The following is a 17355-nucleotide window of genomic DNA, read 5'->3' on the forward strand; positions in this document are numbered from 1 at the left end:
CTGCGATCCGCGAATACTCAGAAGGAGGCAACGATGCGCACTGCAACATCCATTCCGCAACCCCAACCGGTGCAACCCCTCGCCGTTTGGAACCCGACCCTTGGCTTTTGGGAGATTCCACACCTCGACCTCTTCGGGCAGCAGGAGCAGTTCTGGGAGACCTGGCCGACCTCGGGATGGATGCGGCATGGATCGGTCTACCCGCTTCCGCAATCGGCGCACCACATCCTCGGTTCCGGATTTTCGTTCTTGCCGGTCGCACTGCTGCGCACCCCGCTCGCCTCAGATTCAACCAGGGGTGGAGAGAGCCTGGACCAGGTGCGAGCACGCCGAGGTACGATCGCCATTTCCCACCAAATCATCGACCTCGCCCTACACGGGCCCTACGGCTCGCCAGCATGGCGGAACGAATCGGAGACGTTGTGGACTCTGATCGACGGAATCTTCACCGCTGGGGAAAGTATGCCGACGCCATAGCCCGATGGGAACACATCACTGGACACGAGGCTCCCGCGCCTGCACTTTTCCACGAGACGGGCACGCCTAGACCCGCACCAGCATTTCTCGAATGGCTGATGGGCCTCGACACTGGCTGGGTTGTCGACTCTAGCTTTGGCCTTTCTGTTAACCAGCAAATCACCGCGCTTGGGAATGGTGTTTTGCCGCTCCAAGCGGATCTTGCGCTTCGGGCTCTTGCCCATTGAACTTCGAAATAGATCTCTCCGAAACCCACCCTCTATGTAAAGGCAACTTCCCAGAAGATCAGGCGGAACCTAGGAAGGTGTTACTCAGTCTCCACTCATCCTGAGAGCAAAGTGATGCCTCGGGCAGACTGCGCTCCAAACTCGAGAAATACACAGCACAGGGTGAAACGAGCTAGCCACAGGCTGTTTGTAATCTGTAGTATATGTTCTAATACAGATCAGACAGGAGCGAGAATGATCGAGATTGATCCACGGTCGGAGGTACCGATTTACCAACAGATCCGTGACCGAATCGTTGAAGCGATTGCCCGGGGCGACCTACGTCCAGGAGACAGCCTCGCGTCAGTACGACAACTTGCAGGTCAGTTTGGGATCAACAGCGCGACGGTCGTGAAGGCCTATGACTCTTTACGTCAAGAAGGTCTCGTCCGCACGAACCACAAGTCTGGCTCCGTCATTGGCGACACATCCGAAATTGAAACTCCAGAAAGCTTCGTTAACGGGTGGGAGGATCGTGTCCGCACACTCATTTCAGAAGCGCTTGCACAGGGAATATCTGACGTGTCAGTAATGGATCGAATATCAGATATCGTCACGCATATAGTTCATGCACAGTATGCAAATATTCGTGCGCATGCAGACGGTGCACTATGACTTTCGCGATCAGTTCTTTTCAAAGCTCTCTCGCCGAGTTGTGTCTCTTGGTAGCCGTCTTCCTCGCAATGCCCTCGCTATCACGTCCAACCATGCCGATGGGCGTGGGTATCCCGGGTGATCGAGTCGATGAGCAGATTATTCGCTCCACAGCTCTTCGGTTCCGCGTAGCGGTCGTTTGCATCGGACTTCTCAGCGTTGGACTCGCGGCTGCATTGTCCCTTGTTTCCGAAGATGCCACGAAGATCGTAACGCCAGTTGCCTTTGTCGTCTCAGTTGTGATCGCTTTCGGTATATTTCGCAACCGTATTGTGCGTGCGAAGCAAGAAGGCGACTGGTTCAAAGATGCGAAGACGAGAATGGTGGCGACTATGACCGCCAAGGACACAGTCCGTCCCCGAGTGCGATTGTGGCCATACATGGCCAGCTATGCGGTCATCATCGTGACCTCGCTTGTGGGCTGGATTTCCTATGGCTCATTACCGGACGAACTCCCGACGCTTTGGAACAGCGATGGGAATGTGTCCGCACAAGCAGCTAAGAGTGTGACCGTCGTCTTCGGGGGAATTCTTGGAAGCGCCATCGCGACATCCGGCCTACTTGGCTTAGCGCATCTTATGCGGCATGTGCCGCGACGGATTCACCCTAATGACGCGGAAAGCCAGGCAAGACTCCGAGCGGACCAACAGCATCAGATCGGGCAGAGCCTTCTCGCAACAGTCGCACTTTCGACGGCGATTCTCGCATCAGCATTGAGCATGGCCAGTTGGGCAGAGCCCAACCAGCCCTTGCCGTTGGTGCCAGCAACTATTGCGTTTTTCGCCTGCTTTGGGGCAGTGACCGTGTTTCAGATAGTGACGTATGTAATGCAAATGCGAGAAGTAAGACGTGATTATCTCAACGGTGCATCATTCAAAGACGAGCCTGACACGGATCAGTATTGGTTCGGAGGTCTGCTTTATCTAAACCCAAATGACCCTGCATGGTTCGTAACTCGACGCGTTGGAATTGGCTGGGCAATCAACTTTGGTAATCCGGCCATGGTCATTACACTCGCTGTCTTTATTTTCGCGATCGTCACTTTCAACACGCTATCTGCCCCCCAATAGACCAAGGAGTAATTATGAGGAAAGTCGTCATGACCAACCCAACTGAAACCGAAGTTCAAAACAGCCTTCCCAAGGCTGACGGACAACGTGGGTTCCTGAGTACATGGGCACTTGCACAGTTTCTTGGAGCTTTCGGTGTTGACCGCTTCTATTTAGGAAAGATTGGCACCGGAATACTCAAGTTAGTCACCCTCGGTGGCTTCGGAATCTGGACATTGGTCGACGTCATACTTATCGTTCTCGGGCGCACCCGAGACTCGAAAGGCCGCGAGCTCCTGGAACGCGATCGCTTTCTCAAGATTGCAGCAACAGTCAGCGTGGTTCTTCTGACCGTGAATCTAATCGCCACCGCAATGATCATGCCAAATTTCATCGCCGAGTTCACGCTCAATGGTGATCCATATCCTGGAACACCGATTCCCTGATTGACCAACCGAGAGCACCACGGACTAAAGATGTCAAGCGAATTATTCTTTCGCTGTTCAGGTCTACTGCCAATCGCAGTTGACATCATGCGACATGACTTTTCTCATTACTCCGAAGCCTGGGAAACCCGACCACTACGCGAACTTCTACGGTGCGGACGAACCACTTGCACTCTGAGACCAGCGCTAAGTGCACGAAAACGCCTGTCGATTCTAGATTCCATTTCTCTGGCTCATTTGGTCGAGGGAAACGGCCGATAGGTGAAACACGGTTGCGGTGGTGCTGGCGTGTGTTTCGCATAAGCGGAGGAGAGATTGTCTCTTTCGCCGGGGATCTGTGATCCGTGATGAGTGATCCATTCGCTGAAACACTGCCATCTCCAGCCCAGTACTCTCCAATCGTCGTACGTACTCAGAGCCACTACGTGCCTGTAGCGCCGGTCGCGTTCGACTGCGTCAAGTTCATAATCGTTCGTGCGGGAGGTGCACGTCTCTTTAGCGAGTTTGGTTGTCTCCACATCAACGTTGGTGACGTTATTGTTCTTGCTGCGAACACACTATGCGGGGCTGAACCCGAGGGCTGGCTAACGACGACAACCCTGTATCTGGATCGTGATTATGTGATCGATCAGGTATTTTGGCAGTATGCTGCGCGGTTCAAAAATCGAATCGACGCCAGCGACTTCTTAGAAACTCAGTACTCCGGGCCTGCTCAGATTGTCCGGCTTGGGGAGAGCCGAGCCGGGTTGATGATGCCCTGGCTGGACGAACTCTCAACGTTGAGCATTGACGGGCTGCGGGCAGAAAGTTTCTACCGAGCTCAGTCGCTACTCTCTGCTGTCCTAGACGTGGTAGTTCCGAACCTTGACACCACACACCAACGCGTTGCATCGACACAGCGGAACACGATTGTGCCGTCGGCACCCAGGCACCGGGCATTTCGTCCGTTACGCAGTGAGGCTCGGAGGGTTGCTGAGCTCCTTGCCAATGAGCTCGACCGTCGTTGGTCGGTGCCTAACCTTGCGGAAGAGGTACACCTGTCTCCGTCGCAGCTGCGGCGGGTCTTCACTGAGGCGTTCGGGAAATCTCCTATTGCCTATCTGACGATGTTGCGTGCAGAGCGTATGGCACGACTGCTCGAAATTACTAACTCGCCGATCTCGGTCATCGCGGCGTTGGTCGGGTGGGGCGATCCCGATTTCGCGGCACGTCAGTTTCGCCGTAGTGTCGGGGTCTCTCCGAGCGATTATCGCCGGATCAGCCGCAAAGGCCCGGCCGGGTCGGACCCGGAGTAAACGCGCGTCGATCCGGGTGAAACGGCCATGAATCGGTGCTCGGATCACAAGGGTTACGGCTTGTGCGATAGACCGGGTCTGACCACGTCGGGTTCAGTGTTGTACCTGGCGGTCGCTTACTTTTGTCCGTCGTCCGTCTCTAAGTATTCGCTGTTCCGCCTGGCGCACCTTCTGGTCGCAAGGGTTACCCGCCGTGTAGGGGGTGACGTGCCGGAAGGAGCACACGGTGACGATAGAGGAGGCGCGAGCGGCGCGCGATGCGAAGCTCGATGCACTGCACGAGAAGCTGACCGATGCGGTCGCGCAACTGACCTCGGGTGAGGACTGGCGGCAGGCATTGGAGTTTGCCGCCCGATTCCGCGCTCGTTCGTTCAACAACACGTTGTTGATCTGGACGCAGCATCAGGCCGCATTCGAGGCGGGCCGTGTGCCGGAGCCGATGCCCTCGCATGTGGCGGGGTTCAAGCAATGGCAGAGTCTCGGTCGGCAGGTGGAGAAGGGGCAATCGGGGTACATGATCCTCGCCCCGGTCACGGGCCGTTTCGCGTCGAGCAATCCAAACCTTGCGGAGTCGTGGCGCAGGCTTGGTCGCTTCGAGAAACCCAAGCCCGGTGAGGCAGTGCGCTCCCGCATGATCGGAGTACGCCCCGCTTATGTTTGGGACGCATCACAGACCACAGGTGACCCGATTCCGGAACCACCGCGCCCGCACCTGTTGGAAGGTGAAGCACCGGCTGGGCTCTGGGAGGGTCTTGCTGCGCGAGTGGAGACGGAAGGATTCACTGTGTTCCGGGTGCCACACGAAGGCATGATCCACGGGGCCAACGGGGTCACTGATTTCGCGGCGCGGTCGGTCGCGGTGCGGGGCAATATGGATGCTGCTGCGCAGGTCAAGACTCTCGCGCATGAGCTCGCTCATGTTCTGCTCCATGGTCCGGATCATCCGGCTGTGGTTCAGCATCGTGGGATTGGTGAGGTCGAGGCCGAGTCGGTCGCCTTGATGATCGGTGCCGCACACGGTATGGACACCAGCTCCTACACAATCCCTTATGTCGCCGGGTGGGCGGGGAACGTCGATGGTAGATCTCCGGTGGAGGTTGTGCAGGCAACGGGCGAGTACGTCCGCAAGACCGCCGCCACGATCCTCGATGGTCTCGATACCGCGCAGATCGGCAACGGCGACCCTCCGGGCCTCACTCGTGACATCCCGACCGCTCGAAAGAGGGCGCCGAGATCCGCGCCCGTGGTGAGTGCTGATTCTCTCTCTGAATCTTCTGCTCAGAGTTCCATTCGTGCTGTGGCGAGGAGGCTCTGATGGACACCATTGAAGTGTTTGCTCAGGTAGCCGGATTGTCGGTACGCGCCGCCGTCATGCGGTTCGCCTCTGCGGGGGTGCCAGTGTTTCCGTGCGTGCCGAGTGGGAAGCGCCCGCTCGTAAAGCATGGCTTCCATGAAGCATCAATTGATTTCGGCCAGGTAGCAGCGTGGTGGAGGCGATGGCCGGCGGCGAACATCGGGATCCCGACCGGTGCCGCTTCTGGTGTGGAGGTCGTCGATGTTGATGTGAACTCGAACGGGACCGGGTTCCCGGCGTTCCGTGCCGCGCACCGGGAAGGTCACGCGACGGGTTGGACGACGCTGGTACGCACCCCGTCAGGCGGCATGCACGCTTACTACCCGGCTGATGCCGAACGGCCGCAACCGTCGTGGCAGGCAGCGCGGGCGCATGTGGACTTCCGGGGTGCCGGTGGATACGTCATCGCCCCGCCATCGGTAATCGTCCGCCCGAACAGGCTGCGCGTGCCGTACCGGCTCATCGTCGCTTCCGGCAGTCCCTCCGAGTCGGTGGACGCAACTCGACTGAGGAACTTCCTCGATCCATCCATCCCGACCCCAACCAGCCGCGCGCCGAGCGATATCCGGCAGAATGTCGATGCGCGGGTGCTGGCCGGGTGGGTCGCCGCACGCAGTGAGGGCGAACGCAACCGCGGCCTGTTCTGGGCCGCCTGCCGCCTCGCCGAAACTGGCACCCCGCCGTCTGCGACACTGGATGCGCTGAGGCCAGCGGCAGAGCACGCCGGACTGGAACCGCGAGAAATCATCGCGACGATCCGCTCCGCTTACCGCACCACACGCCACGCACAAACTCGAGAGGCCGAAACAGTGAGGGCCGATTCGGATCGCGTCGCGAGGGGTCAAGCAGGGCGGGTTCTGTCATGACCGGGCCTGTGATGCCGCAGGGACGACGATTGGCCGTGGTGACGGCGATCACCGGGACGGTGTTCATCGCGGCTGGTGCGTTTTGGTTGTCGTTCACCGCGCTGGCTGACCTTGCTCGACGCTCGGGGATCGATGGCGGTCAGGCGTGGGCGTGGCCGCTCATCGTGGACGGGATCATCGTCGTCGCCACCGTTGCCGTGGTGGCACTTGCTGGGCAACGCCGACCAACTTGGTATCCCTGGACCTTGCTTGCGGCCGGCGCGATTGTCTCCGTCACCGCGAACGCAATTCATGCGGTGATCGCCGCCGATGCTGATGTCCCCAGGATCCTTGCCGCAAGCGTCGCCGCAGTACCGCCACTCGTGCTTCTCGCTATCACCCATCTCACCGTCATCCTCACCAAACCAACCTCACACGCGACACACGAGCCAGTAGTAGTCCCAACATCAGTTGAAATCTCAGTAAGGGAGGAAGCTACACCATCCGTTGAACGCACTGCACAGCCAAGCGTCAATAGTCTGTTGGAAGTTGAGGATGAGCTTGAACTTTCCTCAGTGGCGACAGTTCCGGTGAGTATGCGGCGGATGTTAGCTTCGCGGTTGCGAGATGACGAGGGCTGGTCAAACAAGCAGATCGCACGACACCTGGGGGTACATCCGTCAACGGTGGGCCGCTGGTTTACCCCGGCTTTACCTTCCCCTGCTGAGTCCTTGGAAGGTGCATCATGAATGATGCTCAACACGTTCAAGGGCGATTCCCTGAGCAAGATCTACCAGCAGTTGCCGCAATATCGGACCGTGCAGTACTGGATGCGGAGCGGTCAGCGCTAGCGGTCCATAAGGATCCTTCGCTGGTGCGTCCGCACCCGAGTTCCAAGATTGGGCGAGGGCTGGAATGGGTACGCCCGTCCGATCTGATCGCCGCCCATAGCGCCCGGCTCGCGGGCCGCGGCCTCAATCTACAAACCGACCTCGCTGCCCGAGTGCGCCACCTTCCCAGTCAAGCCCGAATTACTAGCCGGCAGGATCATCTACCTGCGCGGCATCCAGCGCAGGACGAGAACACGTTCGAAACCTTCAACGTGTTCGAGACTTCCGCTACACACCGTCAATCGGTTCAGAGCAGAACTATCGGGATCGGGTTCCGGTGAGTTGACATGTGCCAGCTCCCGAGACCCAACTATGGTGCTGGGGAGCGCGTGTGCACCTTCCATGTAGGAGGTGCCGCAATGCGACGCAATCAGACAGGAACCAGACCCGAGTTCGAACACCCCGAGAGCCTACGACGGCTCCTCATCAGGCTTGACCAGGCGGGCCCAGATGCGTGGCGCAGTGACCCTGCTGCCACCGAATTGATGCGTCATGCGGCCACGAAGTATGCGGCTCTCGCAAGAAAACATGGCCTCGACCCCTGGGAAGCAGCAACAGCAGCATTCGAGGCGATGCGCACCCCCTCGGTGCGACGTGCCGACGACCCGTGGGCCGTCATCACTCGCGCCGTTCAGATCACCTGTATCGCGGAGGGGCGGGCACACGGACTGCTGTGTTCAGTACACCAGGCTCGTCGTCCCCGCTACTCGCAGTTTCATGACGCGGAACGCTTCTCGGACCGAGAAAACCAACTCACCGATTACCACCCCGCATTCCATGCCACAACCTCACCCTTTGACGACGATGACACTCATCCTGATGACCTTGATGGAGTGACAGCCGCGGTCAGCGACGCCATCCTGCTACTCAGCCTGCTGGGCTGGGAATCCAATGCCGCCCGGGCCGCAGTCGAATACGTGTGCTCCAGACTTGCAGAGTCTTCCTCCCGCGCCGGAGCATACGAATCCCTACGACGTGACCGACACGCACAAGCATTACTCGACTTGCCATCCGAAACTTGGTTCCGCACGCTCCGCATTCTTCTCGGCACCCCAGACGCGCACCTCGCAGGCACCAACGCCGGACGCGGCCTTCTGTTGCGTTTACTGATCGGGGAACCACTCAGTTACTTGCTCCACGACAACGAACTTGTCACCAAAATCATTCACTCGGCTCCCGCCGCTAGGCAGAAGGCACAGCCTTGAGCACGAAAACGGGGCACATCGAACTCGAACGTTCAGTCGGGTCGATCTGGGTGGGTGCACGGCACCGACAGGACCTCGGTGATCTCGACCCGTTGATGGAATCAATTGCACGTGATGGCTTGTTGCAACCAATCACCATCACGCCGGACGGGATGCTGATCTGCGGGGCTCGCCGCCTCGCCGCAATCCGCAGGATCGGCTGGAAGACCGTCAACGTTTGGGTGCGGTCGGGACTCTCCACACGGCTTGGGCAGCTCCTCGCCGAGCAGGACGAAAACGTGCTGCACAAGCCCCTCACCCGTACTGAGGAGGCCACTTTATATGCCGAGGTGAAAGCAGTGATGATCGAGGATGCCACCCGCCGCCAGGTAGCCTCACAGTTCACATCGAAAGAGGAAAACCCCAGGTCACACGGTGCCGCCACGGTGGCGGCACCGTCCGCTGGTGATACCCGAAAGCAGGCTGCGCTTCTAGTAACTGCTCGTAACGCTTACACATCGTTGGAACGCATTAACGAACTGCAACAACTCCTCGCACATCCAGAAACCCCAGAACCACTCAGAGAGCAAGCCGCAATAGAACTTGCGGGGATCGATGACGGTGGCTCGATCACCGGCGCACAGCAGCGCATTCATGTTGCACAAACGCTCACTGAACTTGATGCTCTCGCCAATGACCAGACACAGCCTGCCCGGGTACGAGATGCAGCTATATCTGGGGCTGCGCGTGTCCGTGAGCTAGAACACACTGCTCGTGCGGCCGACCTCGAACAGCTCGCACAGCAAGCGCTCGAACGTGTAAAAGTCACAACGAAGCGACGCACACCGAAAGCCTCCGGGCCGGTGGCTCGCCTGGTCGAACCGTCCGTGCAGCCGCTCCTTCCTGCACGGTCTTTTATCTACCTGTGGAACGATCTTGCTGACTGGGTCGACCGGTACGACCCAGTTGTGATCGGGGCTGAGCTCACTACTGCCCAGTGGGAGCAGTTTGAACGCACGCTCTCGGCAAGTAATGAGTTCGCGGCGATTGCGCGAGCGTCCCGTCCTCAGCACCGCGAGATCACCTAACCCGTTCTTTCATGAGGGTGCACGTGTGTACCTTCCCAGCGACCTCATTTTGCTTGGAAGGACCCCGGGATGGATCTCACGGATCGACGCCACCGCGCCGCCTTCATCGCCGCAATCACCGGCGGCCTCGTGCTTCTTACTCTGGTGGGCATTGGACTCTACGGACTCTTCACCGGCACAAGCCCTGCCCGAGAGCGGACGGCTACCGACGTGCCAGAACAGACAACGACACGACCGAGTCCCGATACGACTCAGGGAAACGGGTCTCAGGCGATTCCCATGAATAGCGACCCCGAGAAGACTGCTCGGGCGATCATCGAAGGGTTGTTCGTCTGGGATACGACGAGCGGATATTCGCCGTCGGACTATGCGCAAGCTGTCGCTGATGTGACGTCGACCTTAGAAGCAGACGCCGCGGCAAGCGATGTACGCAGCTACTTCCCAACTCCTGCAGCCTGGGTGCAACTTCGGACGCATCAAACCCGGCAATGGATCACGATAACCGAGCTCGAGGTTCCGGCGACGTGGGAGACCGCCGTGCAGCAGTCAGCCCCTGGGCAGATCCTCCCTGGAATGACGGCCTATACCGTCACAGGTATCCGGCACCGCGCGGGTACATGGGGCACCGAACCTATCGAGGCCGAACGACCGGTCGCTTTCACCGTGTTCCTCGTGTGCGACAACCCCGCATCAGGTAGCAACGCAGAGGACAATGACGGTGCGGGTCAGTGCCAACTGTTGCGGCTCTCGCAGCTTGATACCCCGTTGCAGTGATGACCATGTTCCGAAACGTACTTGTCACACTCGCACTCCTGGGGCTGTTCTTTGGGCCGACGGTCACTGTCGTATCTGTTGCGGCGCTCGCGAGCCCAGCGATTACTGCGTGTACGCCGGGTTCGCTCACCGTAGGACCGATCCCAGAGTCCCTCATGGCGACCACGAAGAATGGGGAAACGATCACGCTGAACCGGGCGCAGCTCACCCACGCGGCCACGATCATCACTGTCGGTGGGCAGACTGCCGGGGTCGGGCGTCCCGGGGTGCTGATTGCGTTGATGGCAGCGCTGACCGAATCGAGCCTGCGCATGCTTGCGAACACGGGCAGCTACCCAGAGTCGGGTGACTATCCGAATGACGGGAACGGTTCCGACCATGATTCGCTCGGACTCTTCCAGATGCGTCCTGCCGCGGGATGGGGAACCGTCCACGACCTCATGAATCCGAGCTATCAAGCTCACGCGTTCTACGGAGGGCCTTCGGGACCGAACTATCCTTCTCCGCGGGGCCTGCTTGATATTCCAAACTGGCAGCAGCTTGATCCAGGGGCAGCCGCGCAAGCAGTCGAAGTCTCGGCCTACCCAGACCGTTACCAGAACTTTCAACCCGTCGCGGAAACCATTCTCACGACCCTCACCGCTCCCACCACTGGTACCGGAAACACTGGGAATAGTAATATTCCTGAGACCACGCGAGTCGTGTTCCCACTCCCTGACGGCAGTTGGGTGAAAACTGGTGGATTTGGTGGGAGGGCTGATCCGTTCACGTTTGAACCCGACTATCATTTCGGTACTGATTACGGGGCCGCTGACGGCACCCTCATCTTTGCGGTTGCTGACGGGATCGTTGTACATGCCGGTTACACCGGCACCTGGGGTGGGCTGATCATCATCGAGCACACGGTGCAGGGCGAACGCGTCGCGTCGTATTACGCCCACATGTGGGAACACGGTATCCACGTCACTGACGGGATGACGGTCACCGCCGGCCAACACATCGGTGATGTGGGGTCTTCAGGGAAATCCACGGGCGCTCACCTGCATCTGGAAATCCGTCCTGGCGGGCAAGGCCAACCTGCAATTGACTCCGATAAATGGCTCCAAGACCAGGGCGCGGAAGGACTCACCGACGGTGAAACCAGCCGCGCAAGCTGCACCCTGGGAGGACACAAATGAACGTGTTTCCCGACTTTAGCGGGGTGGGAGGTGCCAATGATCTTCGCGCCATCATCGGCGCACTCCTCATGTTTGTCCTCATTGCAGCTGTGCTCATGTTGATCGTCTCTGCCATCATCTGGGCGATCGCGGCAAGCACCGGCAACTACCAAACCGCCACCAAAGCCCGCGCCGGCGTATTCGTCGCCGTAGCGGCCGCCATGCTCGCCGGTGCCGGGGTGGCCTGGGTGAATTTCCTCATAGGCGTCGGCGCACAGCTCTAACCGTTGAGTTTGCGCTGAACGGCTTGTCGAGGCTGGCCTGCTTCATGTCGACGGGGTGGTGGGTGGTGCACCTCACCGGAAAGCCTGCTATTTCAGCGGGCGCTTGTGAAGGAGACTCATTGTGATCGACATTGCCCCCAATGGCACCGGACTTCCCGGCATTGAACAACTGCGCATCATCGTCGGTGCCGTCATGACCGTGGGGCTGATCCTCTCAGTCCTCGCGCTCATCATTTCCGCCATCGTGTGGGGCTTTGGAGCGAACAGCTCCAACCCACACCTTGCAGGGAGAGGCAAAATCGGTGTCCTTATTTCGTGTGGCGCTGCGGTCATTTGTGGCGCATCCGTCACGCTCATCAACTTCTTCTGGGGAGTCGGCCAAGCCGTCTAACCCCGAAGCGAACCGAAACGGAAGGAGACCCGGATGAGTGTCTGCGATGTACCCGTGATCGCCCAGGTATGCGAAACCGTAGGACAAGGAGCCGCAACCCTCGTTGCCGCCCCATTTGATTGGCTCGCCCAAGCAATGGGCGGGGCCGCTGCATGGTTGTTCGAAGCCGTCTGGTCTGTGTTCGACTCCACCACGCTCGTGGACATCACCGACCCCGGCTATCTCAGCGTCTACAACATCCTCTTCGGTGTCGCAGTATTCTTCGTCCTGATCTTCTTCTGCCTGCAACTCATCACCGGGTTGGTGCATCGTGACCCGACCGCCCTCACTCGGGCAGCGCTCGGGGCAGCGAAAAGTGTGCTTGGAGCATTTCTCGCCATCACTCTCACGGGGCTTCTCCTCGAAATCACGGATCAACTCGCACTTGGCATCGTGCAAGCCACCGGGAACACGATGGAGTCCATTGGCGACCGCATCACCCTCCTGGCAGCAGGATTTGCTGGCATCCAAATTGCCGCACCTGGGGTCGGGGCGATCGTCACCATTTTCCTCGCCGGCCTCGCTATTAGTGCCGCCGCGATTGTTTGGTTCTCACTCCTCATCCGTAAAGCACTGCTCTTGGTGGCTATCGTGTTTGCCCCTATCGCGCTCGCTGGCGCGTCCTGGGATGTCACCAAGGGGTGGTTCGGAAAATGGGCCACCTTCGTCATCGCGTTGATCTTGTCCAAACTCGTCCTCGTCGTGATCTTCCTCGTCGCATTTACCCAGGTCGCTGCCCCCATTGAATTGGATCTCGCCTCTATCGGTGATCCCATCGCGGGAGTAGTGCTCATGTTTATCGCGGCGTTCGCCCCATATCTCACGTACAAGTTCTTGGCCTTCGTGGGCTTTGACATGTACCACGCAATGAGTTCCGAGCAAGAAGCAAAGTCAGCGCTGAACCGGCCAGTCCCGGTATCGTCCGCTCCGAAGAGTGACAGCGCAATGAAAGTCCTTGACGGAGGCGGTAAAACGGGTGGGTCTGCAGGAAGCGCGCCAGCAGGCGGATCGGCTGCGAGTGGAGGTTCAGCCGCGGGCGGTGGCACCGCTGCGGCAGGAGGCGCAGGTGCGGGCGGAGCCGGGGCCGGAGCTGCAGCGGCGGCGGGGCCTGCGGCTGCCGCAGTGATCGGTGCGCAAGTCGTCAAGGAAACCGCGACCGCTGGACCGAAACTGGGTGGCGCAATTGGTGGGGTCGCAGAAGGTCACGGCGCAGGTGCGGAACAGGCAGCACCTCCGTCGGCACCGGCACCCACCGCACCACCAACCCCGGCTCCTTCGCGCCCGGCCACTGCCGCTCCAGCGGTTCCATCAACCCCACCGGCTCCTACGGGAAAGCAGTAGTCCATGTCGAATCACCAGGTTGCACGGGTACCCGAGTTTGAACTCCGGCCAGTCCAGTTTTCACGGCTCACCCGCCGCGGCATCATGCTCGGCCTCTCACTCCCACAACTCATCGTGCTCTCCATCGGGGTGTGCTCCGTCGTGGGGGCACTCTATGCCGGCGGCGGAATCTTGCTAGCGTGGACCGCCCCGTTCTGGGTGCTCAGCGCGACACTCGCCTGGGTGCCCGTCGGGAGCCGCAAGCTCGTGGAATGGATACCGATCACATCCCGGTGGCTCGCCCGTACGGCAGCCCGGCAGCGGACGTTTCGACGCAAACTGATGAAGCCTCGCCCAGCGGGCACACTCGCGCTTCCCGGCGATGCGGCAGCACTGCGTGAATGGCATGACCCGGAATCTGGGGCCGCGATGATCCATGACCCGCACGCGCACACGCTGACCGCGATTGTCGGGGTCAGCCACCCGGCATTTGTGCTGCTTGATCCCGGAGAACAAGATCGCCGCGTCTCGACCTGGGGGCGCGTGCTCGCAACCATGTGCCGGTCGGGTCGGATCGCGCAACTCCAAGTCTTAGAGCGCACCCTCCCAGATGGCGGGTCCGGGCTGTTGGAATGGTGGCGCAGCCGTGGCCAAGATGACGACTCATGGTCTTCAAATGTGTATCGGGAACTCATCGAACGGGCAGGACCCGCCGGGGAACGGCACGCCACCACGATTAGCCTCGCACTCGATATGAGGTTGGCGGCACGACAAATCCGTACGAACGGCGGCGGTATCAAAGGGGCTGCCGCCGTGCTCCGTCAAGAAATGACCACCCTCACCACTGCGTTGCGTGCTGCGGATCTCACGATCACCGGCTGGCTGACCCCGGACGAAGTCGCCGTGATCTTACGGGCAGCCTACGATCCGGCATCTGCCGCAATCCTCGAACGAAACGATTTGATTGGACGTTCCTTGTCGACGGCGGGGCCAGTCGCGGTCACCGAAACCTGGGATCAACTCCGCTCAGATTCCGCGCACCATGCGGTGCTCTGGATCAGTGAATGGCCGAGATCTCAAGTCTTTCCAGGGTTCCTATCACCAGTGTTGTTGTCTTCCGGGATACAACGCGCGTTCACGGTTCTGTGTACCCCGATTCGATCTGATGCAGCCGCCCGAGACATTCGGAAGAAGAAGACCGAACTGATTTCTGACGCGGCACAACGGCACAAAATGGGGCAGATCGAAGACGCAGCCCAGACCGCCGAATACGGAGACGTGCTGCAACAAGAAGCTGACCTTACGGCCGGCCACGGGGTATTGCGATTCACCGGATTGATCTCCGTGAGCGCCGCGACTCCGGAAGAGCTCGACACCGCGGTAGCTGCGATCGAGCAAGCCGCGATCCAGGCTTCGTGTGAAACCCGCCGACTGGTCGGGCAACAAGCGAGAGCATTCACTGTCGCCGCACTCCCGCTGTGTCGCACCGTCTAACACTCACTCCGAGAAGGAACACGACTATGTCACCCACCGACGAACCACTCACTGATTCCGCAGCCGCTTTTACAGAGCTCCGTTCACTCGCACGCTCAACTATGAAACTTGAAAACCCAGCCCAGAGCTATCAGATCATTGGTGAACTATTGGGCGGAGTTCGAGCGCTCGAACAGGTACTCCAGCAGATTGCCACCGCACACACTGCGCACGAGCAGCAAGCAAACACCGACTACGGAGACCGGGTGGCAGGGATTCAGGCTGCGCGAGCAGCTGCGTTAGAACTTCGGGCAGCTGCCGTACTCATCGGGCAAGCAGAATCCAGGCTTGATGCCGCCTCCCAACACTCAGGCCGCATCGCCTGGCAACCACAAGACGCTGAACGCCCGGCCTCGCCCCGATGGGTGAACATCGTGTTCCTCGAAGGCCAAGACGCCGACAGGATGCTTGCACTTCTTGAGCGAGCAGGAACTGACGCGGTGATCACCGAACTCTCGGGATACGACTTCGGTGATGAGTCCACACAAGCCGCACTGGTCAACGGGTACATCTACGACGAAGTCCCCACCGGAGCCCTGGACCGTGTAACCACGCACGGCGACTACACCCTCACCTACAACCATGATCTCGGTCACGTCTCTCTCCACCGAGCACTTCCGCACACAGCAACAGCACCGGCACAAGCCCCCGAACAAAGCACACCCGCCAGATCCCAGGCACGACGCAATCCTCACGCGTTAGATCCCGATGAAGACAACTGGGCGACATCCGCACCGTTCTCGACATCCCCAAGAATGGGGCGGGCACTGTGACTAAAGAGAACAGCCGGTTGCACACTGCGGCACTCGTGGAGCCTGCCGGTGAAAAGCGGAAACATCGGAAAGCACGCAAGAAAGCTGCAGCACAAATCGAACACACTGCACGCCACGAAGCACAGGCTGCAGCACGAAAACAATACGAGCAGGAACGTGCAGAACGCCGTGCCACCCACTATCTGCCAGCACCGGGCGAATCCGGGGCAGACGCGTTACGGACGCCCGGAAAGTTCCGGCTACCAAGACACCAAGACACGTCAGCAACACTGGCAGGTGCATATCCGTTTCTTGCCGAAGGGGGGCTTGGAGCCGACGGGGTATTCGTCGGGCAGGACCTCTACTCAGGCGGCTCATTCGTGTATGATCCCTGGACCCTCTACGCGCGAGGAATCATCACCGCGCCCAACATTGTCTTGGCCGGCATCGTCGGATCAGGGAAGTCATCACTCGCAAAGAGTCTCTATACGCGGTCGATCCCGTTCGGACGTCGCGTGTATGTCCCCGGAGACCCGAAAGGTGAACACACGGCAGTCGCCGAAGCCGTCGGCGGCAAAGCGATCGTCCTTGGCCACGGTCTCAGCAATCGACTAAATCCTCTCGACGAAGGGCACCGGCCTTCCGGACTCTCAAACGTGGAATGGGAATCTCAAGTCGCGTCTCGTCGGCGCGAGCTCATAGGTGCGCTCGCGGAAACCGTACTTGACCGGACACTGTCACCGCTTGAACACACTGCCATCGATCTGGCCCTGCGAGATGCGGTGCGTTCCTCGGATGTCCCGATCCTTCCAATGGTTGTTGACCGGGTACTTGTCCCTGACGCTGCCACCGATACCGATGGGCGACTCGCAGAGGACGGCCGGCTTGTTGGGCACGCGCTCCGTCGCCTCGTCGCTGGTGACCTTGCCGGGCTCTTCGACGGGCCGTCAACGGTGCGGTTTGATCCGTCACTACCCATGGTGAGCCTCGATCTGTCACGGGTCGCAGAAAACTCAACCCTCATCTCGGTACTGATGACGTGCTCCTCAGCCTGGATGGAATCCGCGCTCCTGGACCCAACGGGCGGGCAGCGATGGGTGATCTATGACGAAGCCTGGCGGCTCATGGCCTACCCGGCACTTTTGAAACGGATGGATGCGCAGTGGCGGATGGCACGACATTACGGCATCGCCAACATGTTGATCTTCCACAAACTGTCCGACCTTGAAAACGTTGGCGATTCCGGTTCCGCAATGCGTGCCCTCGCAAACTCTTTACTCGCGAACGCTGAAACCCGGATCATCTACCGGCAAGAACCCGACCAGTTAGGGAGCACTGCCGCAGCTCTCGGGCTGACCGGCACGGAACAGAAACTTCTCCCAGGTCTTGGGACCGGGCAAGGATTATGGCGGATCAAGGAACGCAGCTTCGTGGTGCAGCACCAGATGCACCCGGCAGAACTTGAAGTGTTCGATACCACCGCCCGTATGACCGGATAACACTGCGCTCAGTGGCAGTGTGACGGAGCGGCCGACCCACCTAACTATCGAACTCTTT

The 17355-nt window shown here is 59.6% G+C and carries 18 protein-coding genes; all 18 read left to right on the forward strand.

What is annotated here, in order from left to right; all coding sequences use genetic code 11:
- Positions 1-33 precede the first annotated feature (33 nt).
- Positions 34-477 (forward strand): hypothetical protein, encoded by a 444-nt coding sequence (locus ABD115_RS04620; RefSeq protein WP_343959898.1) that lies wholly within the window; start codon positions 34-36, stop codon positions 475-477.
- A gap of 461 nt (positions 478-938) precedes the next feature.
- A complete protein-coding gene (locus tag ABD115_RS04625) occupies positions 939-1358 on the forward strand; it encodes a GntR family transcriptional regulator (protein ID WP_343958684.1) in 420 nt (139 codons plus the stop codon).
- Positions 1355-2467, forward strand: a complete 1113-nt coding sequence (locus ABD115_RS04630; protein ID WP_343958686.1) for a DUF5808 domain-containing protein — start codon at positions 1355-1357, stop codon at positions 2465-2467. The genes ABD115_RS04625 and ABD115_RS04630 overlap by 4 nt, the downstream gene beginning before the upstream one ends.
- Before the next feature lie 29 nt (positions 2468-2496).
- Entirely contained in the window at positions 2497-2892 is a 396-nt protein-coding gene (locus tag ABD115_RS04635; RefSeq protein ID WP_343958688.1) for a TM2 domain-containing protein, read from the forward strand.
- 347 nt (positions 2893-3239) lie between these two features.
- A complete protein-coding gene (locus ABD115_RS04640) occupies positions 3240-4187 on the forward strand; it encodes a helix-turn-helix domain-containing protein (protein WP_343958690.1) in 948 nt (315 codons plus the stop codon).
- Positions 4188-4413: 226 nt separating this feature from the next.
- Positions 4414-5502, forward strand: coding sequence for an ArdC-like ssDNA-binding domain-containing protein (locus ABD115_RS04645; RefSeq protein ID WP_343958692.1), 1089 nt, complete (start codon positions 4414-4416; stop codon positions 5500-5502).
- Positions 5502-6407 carry a bifunctional DNA primase/polymerase gene (locus ABD115_RS04650; protein WP_343958695.1) on the forward strand — a complete coding sequence of 302 codons (906 nt, stop codon included), beginning with the start codon at positions 5502-5504 and terminating at the stop codon, positions 6405-6407. Before ABD115_RS04645 ends, ABD115_RS04650 begins: the two co-directional genes overlap by 1 nt.
- On the forward strand, positions 6404-7135 hold the full coding sequence (locus tag ABD115_RS04655; RefSeq protein WP_343958697.1) for a DUF2637 domain-containing protein: 732 nt from the start codon (positions 6404-6406) through the stop codon (positions 7133-7135). Before ABD115_RS04650 ends, ABD115_RS04655 begins: the two co-directional genes overlap by 4 nt.
- 500 nt (positions 7136-7635) lie before the next feature.
- The gene (locus ABD115_RS04660; protein ID WP_343958699.1) at positions 7636-8481 is read left to right on the forward strand and encodes a hypothetical protein; all 846 of its coding nucleotides are present in this window, start codon (positions 7636-7638) and stop codon (positions 8479-8481) included.
- On the forward strand, positions 8478-9548 hold the full coding sequence (locus tag ABD115_RS04665; RefSeq protein WP_343958701.1) for a ParB/RepB/Spo0J family partition protein: 1071 nt from the start codon (positions 8478-8480) through the stop codon (positions 9546-9548). The genes ABD115_RS04660 and ABD115_RS04665 overlap by 4 nt, the downstream gene beginning before the upstream one ends.
- Positions 9549-9617: 69 nt before the next feature.
- Entirely contained in the window at positions 9618-10322 is a 705-nt protein-coding gene (locus tag ABD115_RS04670; RefSeq protein WP_343958703.1) for a hypothetical protein, read from the forward strand.
- Between the two features lie 155 nt (positions 10323-10477).
- Entirely contained in the window at positions 10478-11500 is a 1023-nt protein-coding gene (locus ABD115_RS04675; RefSeq protein ID WP_343958705.1) for a M23 family metallopeptidase, read from the forward strand.
- On the forward strand, positions 11497-11763 hold the full coding sequence (locus ABD115_RS04680; RefSeq protein ID WP_343958707.1) for a DUF6112 family protein: 267 nt from the start codon (positions 11497-11499) through the stop codon (positions 11761-11763). The genes ABD115_RS04675 and ABD115_RS04680 overlap by 4 nt, the downstream gene beginning before the upstream one ends.
- A 121-nt stretch (positions 11764-11884) precedes the next feature.
- The gene (locus ABD115_RS04685) at positions 11885-12154 is read left to right on the forward strand and encodes a DUF6112 family protein (RefSeq protein ID WP_202382632.1); all 270 of its coding nucleotides are present in this window, start codon (positions 11885-11887) and stop codon (positions 12152-12154) included.
- Positions 12155-12187: 33 nt separating this feature from the next.
- Positions 12188-13534 (forward strand): conjugal transfer protein TrbL, encoded by a 1347-nt coding sequence (locus ABD115_RS04690; RefSeq protein ID WP_343958709.1) that lies wholly within the window; start codon positions 12188-12190, stop codon positions 13532-13534.
- Between the two features lie 3 nt (positions 13535-13537).
- Positions 13538-15007 (forward strand): SCO6880 family protein, encoded by a 1470-nt coding sequence (locus ABD115_RS04695; RefSeq protein WP_343958711.1) that lies wholly within the window; start codon positions 13538-13540, stop codon positions 15005-15007.
- A 26-nt stretch (positions 15008-15033) separates the two neighbouring features.
- A complete protein-coding gene (locus tag ABD115_RS04700) occupies positions 15034-15819 on the forward strand; it encodes a hypothetical protein (protein ID WP_343958713.1) in 786 nt (261 codons plus the stop codon).
- Positions 15816-17297: an ATP-binding protein gene (locus tag ABD115_RS04705; protein ID WP_343958715.1), complete on the forward strand. Its 1482-nt coding sequence runs from the start codon at positions 15816-15818 to the stop codon at positions 17295-17297. Before ABD115_RS04700 ends, ABD115_RS04705 begins: the two co-directional genes overlap by 4 nt.
- Positions 17298-17355 lie beyond the last annotated feature (58 nt).

Source organism: Leucobacter albus, assembly GCF_039528015.1.
Classification (GTDB): Bacteria; Actinomycetota; Actinomycetes; order Actinomycetales; family Microbacteriaceae; genus Leucobacter; species Leucobacter albus.

Coding starts and splice junctions, on each gene's coding strand:
- ABD115_RS04620 (WP_343959898.1), top strand. CDS start 34: ATGCGCACTGCAACATCCATTCCGCAACCCCAACCGGTGCAACCCCTC.
- ABD115_RS04625 (WP_343958684.1), top strand. CDS start 939: ATGATCGAGATTGATCCACGGTCGGAGGTACCGATTTACCAACAGATC.
- ABD115_RS04630 (WP_343958686.1), top strand. CDS start 1,355: ATGACTTTCGCGATCAGTTCTTTTCAAAGCTCTCTCGCCGAGTTGTGT.
- ABD115_RS04635 (WP_343958688.1), top strand. CDS start 2,497: ATGACCAACCCAACTGAAACCGAAGTTCAAAACAGCCTTCCCAAGGCT.
- ABD115_RS04640 (WP_343958690.1), top strand. CDS start 3,240: ATGAGTGATCCATTCGCTGAAACACTGCCATCTCCAGCCCAGTACTCT.
- ABD115_RS04650 (WP_343958695.1), top strand. CDS start 5,502: ATGGACACCATTGAAGTGTTTGCTCAGGTAGCCGGATTGTCGGTACGC.
- ABD115_RS04655 (WP_343958697.1), top strand. CDS start 6,404: ATGACCGGGCCTGTGATGCCGCAGGGACGACGATTGGCCGTGGTGACG.
- ABD115_RS04660 (WP_343958699.1), top strand. CDS start 7,636: ATGCGACGCAATCAGACAGGAACCAGACCCGAGTTCGAACACCCCGAG.
- ABD115_RS04670 (WP_343958703.1), top strand. CDS start 9,618: ATGGATCTCACGGATCGACGCCACCGCGCCGCCTTCATCGCCGCAATC.
- ABD115_RS04675 (WP_343958705.1), top strand. CDS start 10,478: ATGGCGACCACGAAGAATGGGGAAACGATCACGCTGAACCGGGCGCAG.
- ABD115_RS04680 (WP_343958707.1), top strand. CDS start 11,497: ATGAACGTGTTTCCCGACTTTAGCGGGGTGGGAGGTGCCAATGATCTT.
- ABD115_RS04690 (WP_343958709.1), top strand. CDS start 12,188: ATGAGTGTCTGCGATGTACCCGTGATCGCCCAGGTATGCGAAACCGTA.
- ABD115_RS04695 (WP_343958711.1), top strand. CDS start 13,538: ATGTCGAATCACCAGGTTGCACGGGTACCCGAGTTTGAACTCCGGCCA.
- ABD115_RS04700 (WP_343958713.1), top strand. CDS start 15,034: ATGTCACCCACCGACGAACCACTCACTGATTCCGCAGCCGCTTTTACA.